Here is a 15,712-nt window from a genome sequence, read left to right as displayed (position 1 = left end):
GTTAATCGATTGTTTTAACAGAAACTTTCTTTGGTTGCCCTAATTCACTTGGTAAAGTGTACTTGACGGTCGTTCCTGGCATTAAATAAGCGCTTGTCTTTTTACTTAATACTTCCCAATCAACTGTTTTGTTTGCTTTGCCACCAGAGAAGCTAAACTCCATACCATTCATATTCAGTACTCGTTTCCCATCGTTGCGGATAGCGACCTGGCTGTTTTGAACTGTCGTGGTTGGAATCGATTTACTGGATGTGGGAGAGACAAAAACCAAAGTTGCAAACTCTAGCAACATGGAAATAGAACTGTCCTCATCTTCCTCTATTTGATTTTCTAGTTCAATTTGTGAAAAGACGATACGGTAAGTGACAGTTTGTTTTATTGGCCCTGTTGGCATGTAACGTACGCGGAAAGTCTGAGACTTTAGCCCGTCAATTTTAGCTTGAGGTGGGAGGACGAGAAACTCATCTTCCGTTGGTGTTAAAATTTCTTCGCCAGTAGAAAAATCAGTTTGGTAGACATTTACTTCTAGAAGGATTGGTTCTTCTTCCACATTAGTCACTTTGTACAAGCCTTGTGCATTTCGACCAACATCATCGAGTTCTAGATAGATTGGACTGACTTCGTACGCGAAAAGGGCTGAGCTGAAAAATAAAGAAAATAGAAGAGTTATAATCCTAGTCATTGATATTTCTCCATAAAATAAACTTGGCTCGATAACCGAGCCAAGTTTTATTTGTCTAAAAGACATCATCCTTAAAGTGTCATCGGCTTTTAGCTTGCTGGACCTGCCGCAGCAAGACTCACTTTAATTTTACCTTTGTATTTACCTGCTCGTGCAAAGCCTGAATCTTCAGGTTGAACATAAATTGGATGTTTGTTGATGCTGTTCACCAAGTGTTCGCCCAATGATGGTATTGGCGACGCCGTCATTTCCAAGCCGTGGTCGCTTGCGGTATCCGCGACCGATTCTGAACCAATTTTCACTTGGTAGTCAATTTTCTCACTCATATTGTGCTTGGTTACACCGTTTAGCTGGTAAGCCGTTACTGAAAATTCCAAATCAGTACCGTAATTACACCATGCACGTAAGTTACCCACTAATACTTCTTTATTGTTGAATCCATTTGACCATGAATCCTCGTGTACTTTGTTCGCTTTGCGTAGAACGTTATTCTTCACGTCTTTTTTGCCTATTCGTAATAGACAGCGTTTCGGAACTCGCCCTTCGATTCGAATCGTTTTTTGGTCCGTTTTACTCAGTGTCGTAAAGTCCACCGCATTGTTAAATTGAACCGCAGAAGCGCCAAAAGAAAGTGAAGCGGCTGCTACAGCAGTAGCAAGAAGTAACTTTTTCATAACTCAATCCCTCGTTGATTTAAGATGCATACCCGTGCATCACCTTTAAAGGTTACGAGGGAACAAAGTGCCAAACCTCATCACATAGAGTGAAAAATATCGCTTACATAGGGTGAGTTTAGAATGAGTTTTGTTATATTCCACTTTTCTTGTGATCTTACTAATTTCTTGTGACCTTGCTATATGGAATCTAATTAAAGCTTTTTACCTGAGCAAGAAGTTCATACCTGGAGCGTAAGTGTAATTTACGAAGTAAGTTTGATGAGTGAGTCTTCACTGTGTTGATACTGACGTGTTGCTGAGATGCTATCTGAGAGTTTGACAGCCCTTTTAGGATCAATGAGCAAGTATCCCTTTCTTTTTTTGTTAACTCTTTATAATTAACTAAATTTTCGCAAGCAGATTCAAAGCTTGGTTCATTATTTTGATAAAAAGAGACAAGCTTATTTAGAATAGCTCTAGGAAACCATATATCTTCTTGATAAACAGAGAGTATTGCCTTCGATATGAATTCGAAATTTTGACCTACTTGTCCCGAAAACCCTTTTTCTAGCCATATTGTCGATGTATTGTCATTGACATTTACCGCTAACCAGAACTCGTGTCGTTCATGGAGAATAAACCCGTATCTTTTGGGGCAAGGCATAGTCTGAATATCAAATAAAACTACAGTTTCAGGTGCTAGTTTGGGTATTTGCATGAAGCACTGAGCATGGGTTATTTGAGCATTAGGAAGAGATAAACCAAGTAGGTCTTTTATCACCCGTAAGTATGAGTTATTACGGGTAAGTACATGAATGTCCAAACCGAGTTCAGAACCAGCTTCCATGATGACCTCTCTATTTATTCAAACATAAAGTCTATAATTATCCGTAAGCTAGGGTGTTTGATATCGCTATCTTAGGTTAAATAATAGTAGTATTTATTGAATATTATTCAATAACTCTAACGTGATATTTGCTTAGCGTTTGATTTTTAATAGAAAATTAAGTTTTAGCTTGGAGCGAACACTAATTACTCATACTTTCGTACCATAATTAGTGCGCTGTGTTAAAGGTAATTAATTGGTTTTCAACTGTACGTAAATTTGCTCTACCTTGGTACGTGCCCAGTCCGTTTTACGCAAAAACTTTAAGCTAGATTTGATACTCGGATCTTTTTTAAAACAGTTGATGTTCACCATATAACTCAGTTCTTCCCAACCGTAATGTTCAACTAATTCAGTCAGTAGTTTTTGTAAGGTGATCCCGTGAAGTGGGTTGTTTTCTTGTGTCATGAGATGTTCTCGCCATTTATTTAGGCTAAGTATATCAGGTTAATCAGGTGAATTATCCGACCATTTCAACTGGTAGTCGGTATCGATAATAGAAAGCTCCTCCCGCCCTTTATAACTAAATAGCTGAACCTGGCTTTGCATCCATGCTTCAAAACGTTTTATCTTTTCACGGTTAAAGTAACCAGCGGGTGCACATAAATAGTAATTGTATTTAGGCCGAAGTGCGATGTTACCTATCCGAACTAATTTCCTTTCTTGTAGATAGCGATACACCAAACTGTGCTTAACAAGGGCGACTCCTTGAACAGATAGCGCACCCTCTAAAACGAAATGCGAACCATCAAATTGTAATGATGTGCGGCCAGCTTTTACCCCGGCTACTTGTAACCAGAGACTCCAATCCATATCTGGCCAGCGATCTTCAATCAGTTCGGCTTTGTGAAGGTCATCTATACAATGAATTCCATGCGTTTCTTGGTAAATAGGATGGCAGACAGGATAAATTACTTCGTCCATCAACCAGCGTGATTCGATATTTGGGTAATTTCCATGACCATATCGAACGCAGATATCGATATTAGAATCTTCAAACGTGACTAGCTTGTTAGTCGGCTCAATTAACATGGATAGATCAGGGTGGCGATCGCGAAAGTCGCCAATTCTCGGTACTAGCCAATGCTGAGCAAAGGAAGGCACGGTAGAAATCGACAGCTGAGTAGGGTTTGGATCTTGGTTAATTCGTCTTACTCCATCTTGAATATGGGCAAAGCCTTTCTTCGCTTGCAGGTACAGTATTTCGCCTTCATGGGTTAATACTATTTTTCGGTGCTGACGAATAAACAAGTCTGCACCTAACCACTCTTCAAGTTGACGAATTTGTTGGCTGACGGCAGCTGCCGTGACAAACAGCTTTTCAGCCGCGAGTTTAAAACTGCCTGTTTCAGCTGCAGTATAAAAATAGTAGATCCCTTGGAAAGGTGGGGTTCGCTCTCTCACATTAGTTTTCCTTAACTGAATGCCAGTATCTATCGTTTGTCGCGAGTGTGTTGTTGGTCGATTATTGACCATAACAAAGCGGTGAATCAATAGGAGAAAGGTTATGAACACGATAACTGCTAGAACAAATCGTCATCAAGCATTGTTTTCATCATTATCAGTTAAGGAATTCTATTCTAAATTTAGACTTTATTTTCAGAACCGTAGAACGAGAAAGCACCTAGCTGAACTGTCAGATCATTTACTTGAAGATGTTGGTATTACCCGAGGTCAGGCTAATGAAGAGGTGAGAAAGTCATTTTGGGAGTGATTCAGATGATCAGACGAACTCTTTCTTCTTAGGAAGAGTTACACCAAAACCAACGCTAGATCTTTGAGATATCAGAAACTTCTTCATGTAGCCATTCAGTAAACGCCGCAATACGCTCTTTCCTCGGTGAGCTAGGATCAAAACATAAGTTAACTTGTACGCCAGGTGTCATGCTTATATCAAAGATATCTATTTCCATCCAACTTGTTTGCTCGTAATCGTTAAGTCATCTAATGAGAAATGACGTCGGTTTAGATTGCAAGAGTAGTGATTCTGTTGATTGTACTAAGTACTTATAATGTAAGCTTACAAAAAAGGAGCCAAAATGGCTCCTTCTCGATTTAGACTATTCTTCCCAAACCACTAATTTATCTTTCGGCCAGTTATGACCGATCTCATGATATTTCTGCTCAAGGATATGTCGTTTGATTTTAAGCGTTGGTGTTAACACGCCATTCTCAATACTCCACGGTTCTTTAATCATCAGTACGCCTTTGATCTTCTCATGCGAAGCTAACTGTTCGTTCATTTTTTCAATGACGCGTTTGCTTGTTCTTTCGTAACGAGCCCGATCAAAATTAGGGAAGTCATGCGGCACTACGAGCAGGATAGGGCCAGGTAAGCCTAAGCCTATCAAACACATCATCTCCACGCGGCTGTACTCAAAGAGTTTATTTTCGATTGGTACAGGAGCGACAAACTTGCCTTTCGCGGTTTTAAAGGTATCTTTCTTACGCCCACGAATCGTTAAATAGCCTTCGCTGTCAATATCACCAATATCACCCGTATGAAGCCAACCTTCTGAGTTAAAAGATTCTTGAGTTGCAATGTCATTTTTGTAATAACCAGAGAACATGCCTTTGCTTCGAACTAAAATCTCTTCGTCTTCTGCAATTTTGAGTTCAATGCCCGGACCAGCATTACCTACAGTGCCAATTTTGTCTGCTCTAAACGGGTAGTTAATCGTGCTGTAGGCGAAAGACTCAGTCATTCCCCAAGCTTCGGTAATGTGTAGGCCAACACTCTCATACCATGCAAGTAGAGCTGGTGATACCGGAGCTGAGCCACAGCCAAGAACGCGAGCTTGGTCTAACCCCAGACCATCAGCCAGTTTCTTCTTAATGAGGTTATTAACAAACGGGATTTTAAGTAAAAAGTTCAGTTTTTTCTGCGGTAACTTATCTTGAATTCGTTGTTGGAACAGAGTCCATAAACGAGGCACTGAAATAAACAAGGTTGGTCGGTGCATTTTCACATCATCAATAAATGTGTCTAACGACTCTGGGAAAGCGGTGACCACACCACCGGCTACTGAAGAGCCAAAGATATAAACGCGTTCTGTGATATGGGCGAGCGGTAGATAAGAAAACAAACGATCGCCAGGTTGAATACCAATATGATCGATCAACCTTTGTACAGACCACGTAAAGGCGCCGTAGGTGAGCATAGCACCTTTTGGTAGTCCTGATGTACCAGACGTATAGACAAGTGACATTAGCTTATCATCGTGATGTTGAGGACGTTTGGTTGATGGCTCGTGTGTATCGATGAGCTGTTCAAAAGTGTGTTGGCACTTCGCAGCGCTATCGTATGGTAGCGAAATGCTCACTAAGTTCGGATTGTCATCGAGTACTTTTTGAGTTGCCGCAGGATCATCAAGTTTGCCTGTAATCACAATCTTACTTTCACTGTGCTCAATACAATACTGAATGGTGTCTGTGCCAGCAGTAGGAAAGATTGGGACGCTGACAAAATCTCCTAACATCATGGCAAGGTCACAGATAAACCACTCTGCACAGTTTTTAGACACGAGAGCGACTCGGTCACCGGGTTGAGCTCCGAGTCCCTCTAATGCTGATGCCAGTTTTAGTGCTTTGTCGGCCACTTCTTTATAAGTGAACTCAACAAATTGGCGGTTAATTATTTGTTTTAAGTAGACTTCATCTGGACGTTCTTCTGCCCATCTTAAAATCATGTCATTGGGTGTAGGGAGAGCTGTTGCTTTTTCTTGGCTAAACTCGTTAGGCTGAATCATTGTCTAACTCCATGTTTTTCGCTAAGTTATTATTTTTTGTTAAAATCATGTTAAATGTACCATGATTTTTTCTTTTAGGGAGTAAAATTAGCGTTTTATGTTATCCATGCAGGCACGCCTATAGCTCGCAGGTGTCACACCTGTTCTTTTCTTAAAGATTCTTGAGAAATACGAGACATCTTTGTATCCACATTGATAAGCGATAACGGCTATTTTTGATTCGGTATCTGCCTCAATCAATTTTTTTGCAGTAGGATTCGTTTATCGCACACGAAGTCCCTAAAGCTTACTCCAAAGTGTAGATGAAACTTTTTAGAAAAGTAGCTCGTTGAACAGTGACATTTTTCTGCAATTTCTTTTTCTCTGATCTCTTTGTTTATGTTGTCCATAACAAAGTTGACGACTTCTGAAGTAAACAGTTTGGCTGGCAGTTGATTGTTGTTGTTCATGTCCCTGTCGAGATCGAAATGGGTCTCGAAGATATGTTGCGTTTTGTGCTTAAGTTGGGCTTTGTTGCGTAATTCAATGGAACTCAATCAAGAACCTACGATCTGATCAGCTACGTTCACTCTATCTCGTAGCCCTATGCCTAAACCACGTTACAAAACAACCAACTGGAAGCAATACAACCAATCACTCATTAACCGTGGTTCTCTGACCTTTTGGATTGATGAAGAAGCAATAAGCGGGTGGGCGCAAAGCAAACAGAATAAGCGCGGGAGGCCGCGTCGGTTCAGTGATTTAGCTATCACGACAGCACTTATGGTCAAACGAGTTTTTTCTATGCCATTGAGAGCGCTTCAAGGATTTATCGACTCGATATTTAGGTTAGCTCATGTACCGTTAAGTTGTCCGCATTACACCTGCATCAGTCGTAGAGCCAAGCAAGTTGAGGTTTCATTTAAGACTAAAGCGAGAGGAGCAATACAGCACCTAGCTATTGATGCTACTGGCCTTAAGGTTTATGGCGAAGGTGAATGGAAAGTCAAAAAACACGGGACGGATGGCAAGCGTAGAGTCTGGCGAAAGCTTCATATTGCCGTCGATACCAACACTCATGAGATCATTGCCGCCGAGCTAAGTTTATCGACGGTTACAGATGGAGAAGTACTCCCGAACTTACTGAAACAAACACGCCGAAGTATCCTTGAGGTGTCTGGTGATGGCGCTTACGACACGAGAGCGTGTCACGCTGCTATTAAGATTAAGGGGGCCATTGCGCTTATTCCCCCAAGAGAAGGAGCAGCCTTCTGGGAGCGTGGTCACCCTCGAAATATTGCCGTGGGTTGTCAGAAGTTATACGGCTCAAATAAGTATTGGAAAGAGCGGTATGGATACCACAAACGTTCACTCTCAGAAACGGCGATGTATCGAGTTAAACAGTTACTAGGAGGACGATTGAGCTTAATAAATTATAATGCACAGGTGGGTGAAACTTACGCGATGATAAAAGCGTTGAACAAGCTTACTGGATTAGGTATGCCTGAAACTTGTCGTATTGACTAAGAAATACGCGAAATGGGGCTGCTCTGTCTCTAAACTGAATTACGCAACAAAGCCTGTTAGTGATGGTGATGCATCAGCACTAGAAGTAGCAGATAAGCAACTCAGCCATATCAATTCTTATGACAAACTCACTTTTAACGTAACTAATGCTTGTGAGTTAGATTTTGAAAGTAACAGTTTTGATCGCGTGATCGCAACTCATATATTGGAGCACCTATACGAGCCTCATTTGGTGATCAAAGAGTGGTTAAGAGTGTTAAAACCAGGGGGAACTCTGTCTATTTTGATTCCTACCGATCCAGGAATCGCTTGGAAGATCGGGCGTTATATGACGACAAGAAAACACGGTTTAAAAAAGGGCTGGAATTACGATTACATAATGGCGAGAGAACATGTTAATCCATGTAATAACTTAATTGCCTTTTTAAACTATTACCTTCCTGACAATCAAAACTCGTTTTGGCCGTTGAGTTTTGCCCCCCTTATCGATTGTAATTTATTCTTCAATTTTCATGGAATTAAAATTGTTTCTAAGCATTAGAGTAGGAAGCTAGCAGTTAGCTTCCTACTTCCTACTTCCTACTTCCTGTTTAATGTTACAGGCCAGTAGCGGCACCAAATAACATGAATATCCCAACTAAACCTACAATCGGCATCTTCACGGTTTTCAATAGCCAAACACCAACAATGATCAATGCGAAATCTAAGCCACTACTTACTGCGCTGGTGAAGATAGGTTGATACAGGGCTGCAAGTAATAGACCAACAACTGCTGCATTCACACCGGTAAGAGCACCAGCCACCAAAGGTTTACTCGCAATTGCCTGCCAGTTCTTCAGTACACCGAGTAGCAATAAGAAGCCCGGTAAGAACACGGCAATTGTTGCGAGCAGTGCACCTGTAATCGGTGCTGATGGCATTAACACATAACCGAGGTAAGTAGCTAACGTAAACATCGGGCCGGGAACCGCTTGCGCAGCAGCATAGCCTGTTAGGAAGGTATCTTGAGACAGTTGGTCGCCAATACCATTCTGTAGCAACGGAAGAACCACGTGACCGCCACCGAAGACTAAGCTGCCTGCTTGGTAAAATAACCCAAACACTTCGATGCCTTGAGAATATGCACTGAACAGAGGTAAACCAACCAATAGCGCTACAAAAATAACAAGCGGCGTTATGGATATCTTATGTGTCGATGGGACTGTCTTTAACTCTTGTGAAGTCAAAAACGTGCTGCCAATGATAGCTGCAAACAGAAGTACGAAAATTTGCGGCCAGATCCCTGGAATTAACAGCAGGACAATCGCTGTAATCACACACAATGCTGTTGCTATCTTTGATTGGCAAAAGTTTTTATACATGCCGAAAGTGGCGTCAGCTACAACCACAACTGCGAGCAGCTTTAGTCCGTGGATGATTGAGTTGAACAACGGCGCTTCCAATAGTTGGTTGCTCACTAAAGCCAATATCAGCATCAGAATGACCGATGGGGATGTGAAGCCGATAAAAGCAGCTATCGCACCAGTCAAGCCCCCTTTTTTGTAGCCAACCGCAAAGCCAACTTGGCTTGAACCTGGGCCCGGTAGAAACTGACTGAGTGCGACTATTTGCCCGTACTCTTCGTCGGACAACCAATTCAGTTTCTCAACAAATGTTTTACGGAAGTAGCCAATATGCGCCGCTGGTCCACCGAAGCTAATCCAGCCAAGCCAGAAAAAGGTTTTAAAAATTGAAAGCATGATCGATTCCAGATAAATGTTTAGCGTAATTTAGGTGGAGTTAAACTATGATTCAAATTAATTGTTTTAATTATAACTATGAATAATATAGGTTTTGTTTTATGGCTGATTTTAACTGGAAAGGGATCGACCTTAACTTGTTGATTGCATTACAGGCGCTGTATAAAACCAATAGCGTTAGCAAGGCAGCTGAACGTTGTTATGTCAGCCAGTCAGCAATGAGTCATAGTTTACAACGGCTTCGAAAGTTGTTTGATGACCCTTTGTTTGAGCGTGTTGGTAGCAGGATGGAGGCGACCGATCGAGCCATCGAATTATCCAGTACGGTAGAGACTTTACTCAATACCATTCAGTTAGAGGTGTTACTGTCTAAATCGTTTGATGCCGCGACTTATAAAGGGACTTGGAAGATTGGTCTCACTGATTATGCTGAGCAGATGTTCGCTCCAATATTGTTTGACCTTATTAAGCAATCTTCTCCTTACTCCCAAGTCGCGTTGTTCAATGTAAACCGGAGCAACTATCAACAACTTTTTGAAGATGCCAAACTCGACATTGCGATCGGTAGTTTTGGTCAGGTACCAAAGCATTATCGAACAAAGCATTTATACACTGAGGAACATGTTTGCTTGTTTGATAAATCGGTCTTGTCTATTGATTTACCTATGTCTTTAGAGCAATTTGTTTCTGTGGAGCATGCACTTGTGTCGCCTTCTGGTGATTTAAAAACGGGCGTTGATAGTCGACTGGCAGAAGTGGGTTTTAGTCGACAGGTCGCTATAGCCTCAAGTAATTTTTTAACAGTAAAGCGATTGATTCGTGGGAGAGAATTGTTGTGTATTGTCCCCAAGCTAGTCGCGCGCAGCGAAGAAACTTTGCTGGCGGTGAAACCACCTATTGATGTTCCGGATTTTGATATACAGCTTGTTTATAGAAAGGCTAAACATTTAGATGATAAAAATAAGCGACTTAGAAAATTGATTGTGAATGCGATCTCTTCTGTGATTTCCGAATAGTCTATAGTGCAGGGTAGTCTTCAATTTTATATAAATTAATTTTAGACAAATCCGATTTATTATAAGAATCCGACTATACTTAATTTACGACTCAAAGCAGTCGTAAAGAATAGGCTTTTTGATTTACCTAAGTAAAAAAATGGTTATATCCTTATGATATAGCTTAAAAAACTACCAGGCTAAACGGACTTAGTTGGTCTTGAAGCGCTAGCTCCCCCTAGCGCTTTTTCTTTTCCCTGACATCTATTCAGGCAGTAAGCTGTGAATTTTACTCAATAGTTGTTCTATCTGTTGTTTTTCATAGTGAGCAGTGACTTTAGATTGGCTACTCTCTCTGTGAATCAGTTGAGTTTCAATATGTTGCTGTAATAGGGCATCTTGTGAGTTCGCGCTGAGCTTCTCTGCAATAACCACAGCCTGTCGACCTATCGTGGTAAAGTCTTGTTTGATTGTGGTGAGTGGCGGGTTAAAAAAAGCGCTGTCTTCGATGCCATCAAAGCCGACGACCGCGACTTTTTCGGGCACTTTGATTTGCAGTTCTTGTAGCGCGCGTAATACTCCTAACGCCATTTGGTCACTTGCGACTAGCACGGCATCAAATCGGGTTTGTTTAGCGACAGCTTCTCGAACGCCAAGATAACCACTTTCTGCTTGCCAGTTTCCTTGATATTGATACTTCACCTTACTATCTGCATCTGATAACGCGGCTAACCAACTTTGATGACGAATCTTTGAGGCGCTGGATTCGTTCGGACCTGTGATCAACAAAAAGTCCGTTCGTCCGCTCTCAAGTAGATGTTGAGCCGCCAGTTTTGCTCCCTCCGCATGGTCACCACAAACATAGTTCACTTGGCTGTTAGAAGGAACATCAATGAAAATGAGGTTGAGGTGTTGATATTGATCCACTAACAATTCTGCATCGGCACTCTTTAAAGGCACATTGAGAATGATGCTGTCGACTTGTTGGGCTATCAGTTCACGAATTGCCTCTCGGGTATTCGCGAGGTTGGGCTCGGAAACAACAGAGAAAGCAACGCCATAACTCATATCGTGAGCCTGCATTCGCACACCATTTGCGATCATTGCGGCACCGTGTAAGGCCATATCGAGAGTGACTAAGCCAACGCTGGTGGACTTGGCTCGACTGAGCATTTGAGCACCTTTATTGGGCACATAGCCAAGTTGCTTTATGGCGGCGTTAACCTTATTGCGGGTGGATTCCGCGACGTCTTGTGAGCCATTGGTTACTCGAGATACTGTTTGGGTGGATACCCCTGCCAGTTTTGCTACGTCTTTAAAGGTGATACTCATCGCTCTACTCATCGAATATTTTAGGGTGAAATAAGCCTACCGAAATTTACCAAACTAAACTCTGCGCACTCTCAAATAAATGTCTTTTAAAACATTAAAAATGTTTCCGTAAACAGTCGATCTTGTGCAAATTTTTCGAATGTTAAAGCCAATTTAAATCACGTTTTTGTCGATTTTAGATACTAATTTGGCGTTATGAGTTCACTATTATTTTTATATTATGTTTACGAAAACAATAGAGATTAGTAATGAACGAATTTATTCACTTAAAGAGTAAAAATCATAGTTTGATCATTAAATCCGGGCGTGTTCCAGAGGTTTTGCATTGGGGAGCAAAGATCGCAAGTATTGATGAAGATCTTCTGCTTTCGACAGAGAGACCGATTTCCCAAGCTCGACTTGATGTGGATGTGCCTCTCTCTCTTTGTCCTGAGTTAGGCAGTGGGCACTTTAACGCTCCAGGCATTGAAGGTCATAGAGAAGGGCTTGATTGGGCTCCCGTCTTTAAGACCGTTCGTTACGATGCTCAAGATCAAGAAGTGAGTTTCCTCCTTGAAGACAAGGTTACTCTGCTGGAGATTAAGGTTGAGATCAAACTGGATTTCGAATCTGACGTCGTCCAAAAGCGTGTAACCGTCATCAATAAAGGCAGCAACAAATACTACCTGAATAAGCTGTCTTCAACGCTGCCGTTACCGAATCATGCTAACGAACTCATGACGTTCCATGGCCGTTGGTGTCATGAGTTCCAAACGCAACGTCAGCGCTTTGAACACGGTGGCTTCATGCAAGAAAACCGTCGCGGTCGCACATCTCACGAGAATTTTCCGGGGATGTTTGCAGGGACTCAAGGGTTCTCAGAGCAACATGGTTTGGTATGGGGATTTCATTTGGGCTGGAGCGGTAACCACCAAATGCGCGCGGATGTTCGTAGTGATGGTCGCCGCTTTGTTCAAGCGGGAGAGTTATTGCTAGCGGGTGAATCGATTCTAGAACCAGAGGCTACTTATCAGACACCTTGGCTCTATGGTTGTTACAGCAATTCGGGCTTGAACGGTATTGCTCAGCGTTTTCAGCAATTTGTTCGCGACAACATTATTAAATTCCCAACCGAAAAACCTCGTCCCGTTCATTTAAACACATGGGAAGGGATCTATTTTGATCACAAGCCTGACTACATCATGAAGATGGCAACGGAAGCGGGCGTGATGGGCGTTGAACGTTTCATTATTGATGATGGTTGGTTTGTGGGGCGTGATGGTGAACGTACCGCACTGGGCGACTGGTATTTGGATGAGGTGAAATATCCAAATGGCTTAGAGCCTGTGATTGAACATGTAAACCAACAGGGTATGGAGTTTGGCCTTTGGGTTGAACCTGAGATGGTAAGCCAAGATTCTAATCTTTACCTAAATCATCCTGATTGGGTGCTTGGTTTACAAGGGTATCATCAACCATCTGGCCGTTGGCAGTATGTGTTAGACCTACAAAATGAAGCGTGTTTTAACTATTTGTATGAACGCCTCAATGCGCTGCTGACTCGGTACAACATCACTTATTTAAAGTGGGATATGAACCGAGAGTTGGTTCAACCTGGGCATCAAGGTAAGGCTGCGGTGCATGGTCAAACTAAAGCGCTATATCGCCTTGTTGATGAGTTGAATCTAGCGCACCCAGAAGTCGAGATTGAATCTTGTTCTTCGGGCGGCGGCCGTATCGATTTTGAAATTCTAAAACGAACCCATCGTTTCTGGGCATCGGATTGTAATGATGCCTTAGAGCGCCAAGCCATTCAGAAAGGCATGAGTTACTTCTTCCCACCAGAAGTGATGGGGGCGCACATCGGCCCAGCAGAATGCCACTCAACCAACCGTCGTCACAGCATCAATATGCGTGGTGTAACCGCACTCATGGGGCATATGGGGGTTGAGCTTGACCCTGTTAAAGAATCACCGGAAGAGAAACAAGCATTCTCACATTACATTTCACTGCATAAGCAATTTCGTCATGTTTTGCATTCAGGCCGCAGTTTCCGAATGGATCCTTCGGACAAAAATCAGAACATTTATGGCGTTGAAAATGACGATGAAATGCTGATCACCGTGTGCCAATTAGCGATGCCTGAATATGCTCTGCCTTCGCCACTTCGTATTAGCTGCGTGGAAGACAACGCGATGTATCAAGTGAAGTTAGTGGACATGCCAAAAACCAGTTTCCAGTTGATGAAACAACGCCCTCAATGGCTCGACAAAACGTTAACCCTGAGTGGCGATAACCTCAAGGAGATTGGATTGACCTTACCGATTCTAGACCCAGAGTCAGCCTTGATTGTTCATCTGAAAAAGATATGAAGCGCTAACTCTGAGTCCCCCTACAAATAAAATTCTAAATATAAAAATATAATCGGCAGCGAGGAATTGCTGCCGCAATAACTAAACTTAAGGAAAACAAAATGTCTATTACAGTTCTGCTGTCATTCTTGTTATTTACTGGTTTTGTTGTCGCGTTTACCTACAACAAAGTTAAAAATGACAAGAACACCTCACAAGACGGTTTCTTTCTCGGTGGAAGAAGCTTAACCGGTGGTTTGATTGCCAGCTCCCTAATTTTAACCAACTTGAGCGCGACTAGCTTTGTTGGCATGAGCGCACAAGCCTATACCCACAACATGAGTGTCATGGGTTGGGAAGTAGCGTCTGGTGTCACCTTAGTGATCATCGCTCTGATGTTAGTACCGCGTTACCTCAAGCAAGGGATCACGACGATTCCAGACTTCTTAGAGAGTCGTTACGACATGTCGGTGAAGAAGTTTGTGACGTTACTTTTCTTGTGCCAGTACGTCATCAATATCTTGCCAACCACACTTTATGCCGGTGCCGTTGTTCTCGGTGAGATCTTTGATGTTCAAGCTCTGCTTAATATTTCAGAATTCAGCTCGATAGCCTTAATTTCAGCGACGATCGGTCTACTTGGTTTCTTTTACGCGATTTATGGTGGACTCAAAGCGGTTGTGATTGCCGATACTATTAATGGTGTTGGTCTTATTATTGGCGGCTTGATGATCCCTGTTTTTGGCTTGATGGCTCTAGGTGATGGCAGTTTTGGGGCTGGCTTAGATACGCTGTTGTACGCTGCGCCAGAGAAACTGCAATCGGTTGGTACTGAGACCGATCCACTGCCGTTCTCAACCTTGTTTACCGGTCTTCTACTTGTGAACCTTTACTACTGGGGTACGGATCAATCCATCATTCAACGCGCATTAGGTGCAAAGAACTTAAAAGAAGGTCAGAAAGGGGTAATCCTTGCGGGTGCGATTAAGGTTATCTCTCCGTTGTTCCTAATCATTCCAGGCATCATCGCTTTTCACATGTTTGGTGCTGATGCGGGTAACCCTGACACCATGTACACGCGCTTGGTAAACGAAGTATTACCTAAGCCTTTAGTTGGCTTCTTTGTTGCGGTTATGTTTGGTGCCATCCTAAGTACATTTAATGGTGTACTTAACAGTTCGACCACTCTATTTGCATTGAATGTCTACAAACCTTTGTTTGGTAAAGGTAAAACGGATGAAGAACTGGTGGGTAAAGGCCGTATCTTCGGCGTTGTGATCGCGATTATCTCGGTATGTATCGCACCATTCATCATGTACGCACCAGAAGGTTTGTTCCAATACCTACAAATGGTAGCGGGCTTCTTCAGTGTGCCAATTTTCACTATCGTGTTTGTGGGTTACATCTCTAAACGTGTGCCAGCTCTAGCGGCTAAAGTGGCATTGGTGGTATTTGTAAGTTCATACGCTGCGATGCAGTTAGTGTTCAAAACACCTATTCACTTCTTACACCAATTGGCGATTCTGTTTGTTGTATGTACGGCGCTGATGTTCATTATTGGTTACTTTATGCCACGTGAAGATGATTATGTGATGCCTGTAAATGAAAACATTGATGTTACGCCTTGGGCGTTCCGTTTCGAAGCTTCGGCTATCATTCTCTACATGGTATTAGGTGCGTACGTGATGTTCTCTGATGTTGGTTTTGTCTCGGATGATCCAACCATCATGCAAGTCTACGGTGTGTGCGGCATTGTGATGCTGTTTGGTATTGCAGCACGCTTAGCAAAGCGTAAGAAAGCACTTGCGACCGCGTAGGTGAGTTCGATTCATTAAAA

At 42.4% G+C, this 15,712-nt stretch carries 14 protein-coding genes and 2 pseudogenes; 6 read left to right on the top strand and 10 right to left on the bottom strand.

Features of this window, described 5'->3' with window-relative positions; all coding sequences use genetic code 11:
* Position 1 precedes the first annotated feature (1 nt).
* The 5 genes from L8S15_RS04735 to L8S15_RS04715 all read right to left on the bottom strand — a co-directional run bounded on the left by L8S15_RS04735 (position 2) and on the right by L8S15_RS04715 (position 3,628).
* Positions 2–682, bottom strand: a complete 681-nt coding sequence (locus L8S15_RS04735) for a fimbria/pilus periplasmic chaperone (protein WP_010436219.1) — start codon at positions 680–682, stop codon at positions 2–4.
* Positions 683–771: 89 nt separating this feature from the next.
* Complete coding sequence (locus L8S15_RS04730) at positions 772–1,356, bottom strand: hypothetical protein (RefSeq protein WP_010436221.1); 585 nt, start codon at positions 1,354–1,356, stop codon at positions 772–774.
* A gap of 190 nt (positions 1,357–1,546) precedes the next feature.
* Entirely contained in the window at positions 1,547–2,185 is a 639-nt protein-coding gene (locus L8S15_RS04725) for a response regulator transcription factor (protein WP_010436223.1), read from the bottom strand.
* A 231-nt stretch (positions 2,186–2,416) separates the two neighbouring features.
* Complete coding sequence (locus L8S15_RS04720) at positions 2,417–2,632, bottom strand: VF530 family protein (protein WP_010436225.1); 216 nt, start codon at positions 2,630–2,632, stop codon at positions 2,417–2,419.
* Between the two features lie 39 nt (positions 2,633–2,671).
* Positions 2,672–3,628, bottom strand: coding sequence for a LysR substrate-binding domain-containing protein (locus L8S15_RS04715; protein ID WP_016796734.1), 957 nt, complete (start codon positions 3,626–3,628; stop codon positions 2,672–2,674).
* A 103-nt stretch (positions 3,629–3,731) separates the two neighbouring features.
* Between L8S15_RS04715 and L8S15_RS04710 the strand changes: the two genes are divergently transcribed.
* Complete coding sequence (locus tag L8S15_RS04710) at positions 3,732–3,938, top strand: DUF1127 domain-containing protein (protein WP_010436235.1); 207 nt, start codon at positions 3,732–3,734, stop codon at positions 3,936–3,938.
* Between the two features lie 55 nt (positions 3,939–3,993).
* Here the strand turns inward: L8S15_RS04710 and L8S15_RS04705 are convergent, their stop codons facing one another.
* The 3 genes and pseudogenes from L8S15_RS04705 to L8S15_RS04695 all read right to left on the bottom strand — a co-directional run.
* Positions 3,994–4,137, bottom strand: coding sequence for a hypothetical protein (locus L8S15_RS04705; RefSeq protein WP_016790418.1), 144 nt, complete (start codon positions 4,135–4,137; stop codon positions 3,994–3,996).
* 147 nt (positions 4,138–4,284) lie between these two features.
* On the bottom strand, positions 4,285–5,973 hold the full coding sequence (locus tag L8S15_RS04700; protein WP_016787782.1) for an AMP-binding protein: 1,689 nt from the start codon (positions 5,971–5,973) through the stop codon (positions 4,285–4,287).
* A gap of 87 nt (positions 5,974–6,060) precedes the next feature.
* Positions 6,061–6,479: pseudogene (locus tag L8S15_RS04695) on the bottom strand (AraC family transcriptional regulator); the annotation flags it as partial.
* Between the two features lie 79 nt (positions 6,480–6,558).
* Between L8S15_RS04695 and L8S15_RS04690 the strand changes: the two are divergent.
* Both L8S15_RS04690 and L8S15_RS04685 read left to right on the top strand, forming a co-directional pair.
* Positions 6,559–7,479: an IS5 family transposase gene (locus L8S15_RS04690; RefSeq protein ID WP_010430770.1), complete on the top strand. Its 921-nt coding sequence runs from the start codon at positions 6,559–6,561 to the stop codon at positions 7,477–7,479.
* 55 nt (positions 7,480–7,534) lie between these two features.
* Positions 7,535–8,020: pseudogene (locus L8S15_RS04685) on the top strand (class I SAM-dependent methyltransferase); the annotation flags it as partial.
* Positions 8,021–8,075: 55 nt separating this feature from the next.
* On the opposite strand, the gene chrA reads toward L8S15_RS04685, so the two are convergent.
* Positions 8,076–9,218, bottom strand: a complete 1,143-nt coding sequence (chrA, locus tag L8S15_RS04680) for a chromate efflux transporter (protein WP_016789368.1) — start codon at positions 9,216–9,218, stop codon at positions 8,076–8,078.
* A gap of 101 nt (positions 9,219–9,319) precedes the next feature.
* Between chrA and L8S15_RS04675 the strand changes: the two genes are divergently transcribed.
* Positions 9,320–10,234 carry a LysR family transcriptional regulator gene (locus L8S15_RS04675; protein ID WP_016787777.1) on the top strand — a complete coding sequence of 305 codons (915 nt, stop codon included), beginning with the start codon at positions 9,320–9,322 and terminating at the stop codon, positions 10,232–10,234.
* A gap of 243 nt (positions 10,235–10,477) precedes the next feature.
* Here the strand turns inward: L8S15_RS04675 and L8S15_RS04670 are convergent, their stop codons facing one another.
* On the bottom strand, positions 10,478–11,545 hold the full coding sequence (locus tag L8S15_RS04670; RefSeq protein WP_010436267.1) for a LacI family DNA-binding transcriptional regulator: 1,068 nt from the start codon (positions 11,543–11,545) through the stop codon (positions 10,478–10,480).
* A 248-nt stretch (positions 11,546–11,793) separates the two neighbouring features.
* Between L8S15_RS04670 and L8S15_RS04665 the strand changes: the two genes are divergently transcribed.
* Both L8S15_RS04665 and L8S15_RS04660 read left to right on the top strand, forming a co-directional pair.
* Positions 11,794–13,896, top strand: coding sequence for an alpha-galactosidase (locus L8S15_RS04665; RefSeq protein ID WP_016791865.1), 2,103 nt, complete (start codon positions 11,794–11,796; stop codon positions 13,894–13,896).
* A gap of 101 nt (positions 13,897–13,997) precedes the next feature.
* A complete protein-coding gene (locus L8S15_RS04660) occupies positions 13,998–15,692 on the top strand; it encodes a solute:sodium symporter family transporter (protein WP_065099644.1) in 1,695 nt (564 codons plus the stop codon).
* Positions 15,693–15,712: the final 20 nt, after the last annotated feature.

The organism is Vibrio sp. S/42/10 (assembly GCF_029890535.1).
Classification (GTDB): domain Bacteria; phylum Pseudomonadota; class Gammaproteobacteria; order Enterobacterales; family Vibrionaceae; genus Vibrio; species Vibrio cyclitrophicus.
This window is presented reverse-complemented; position numbering and strand designations above follow the sequence as displayed.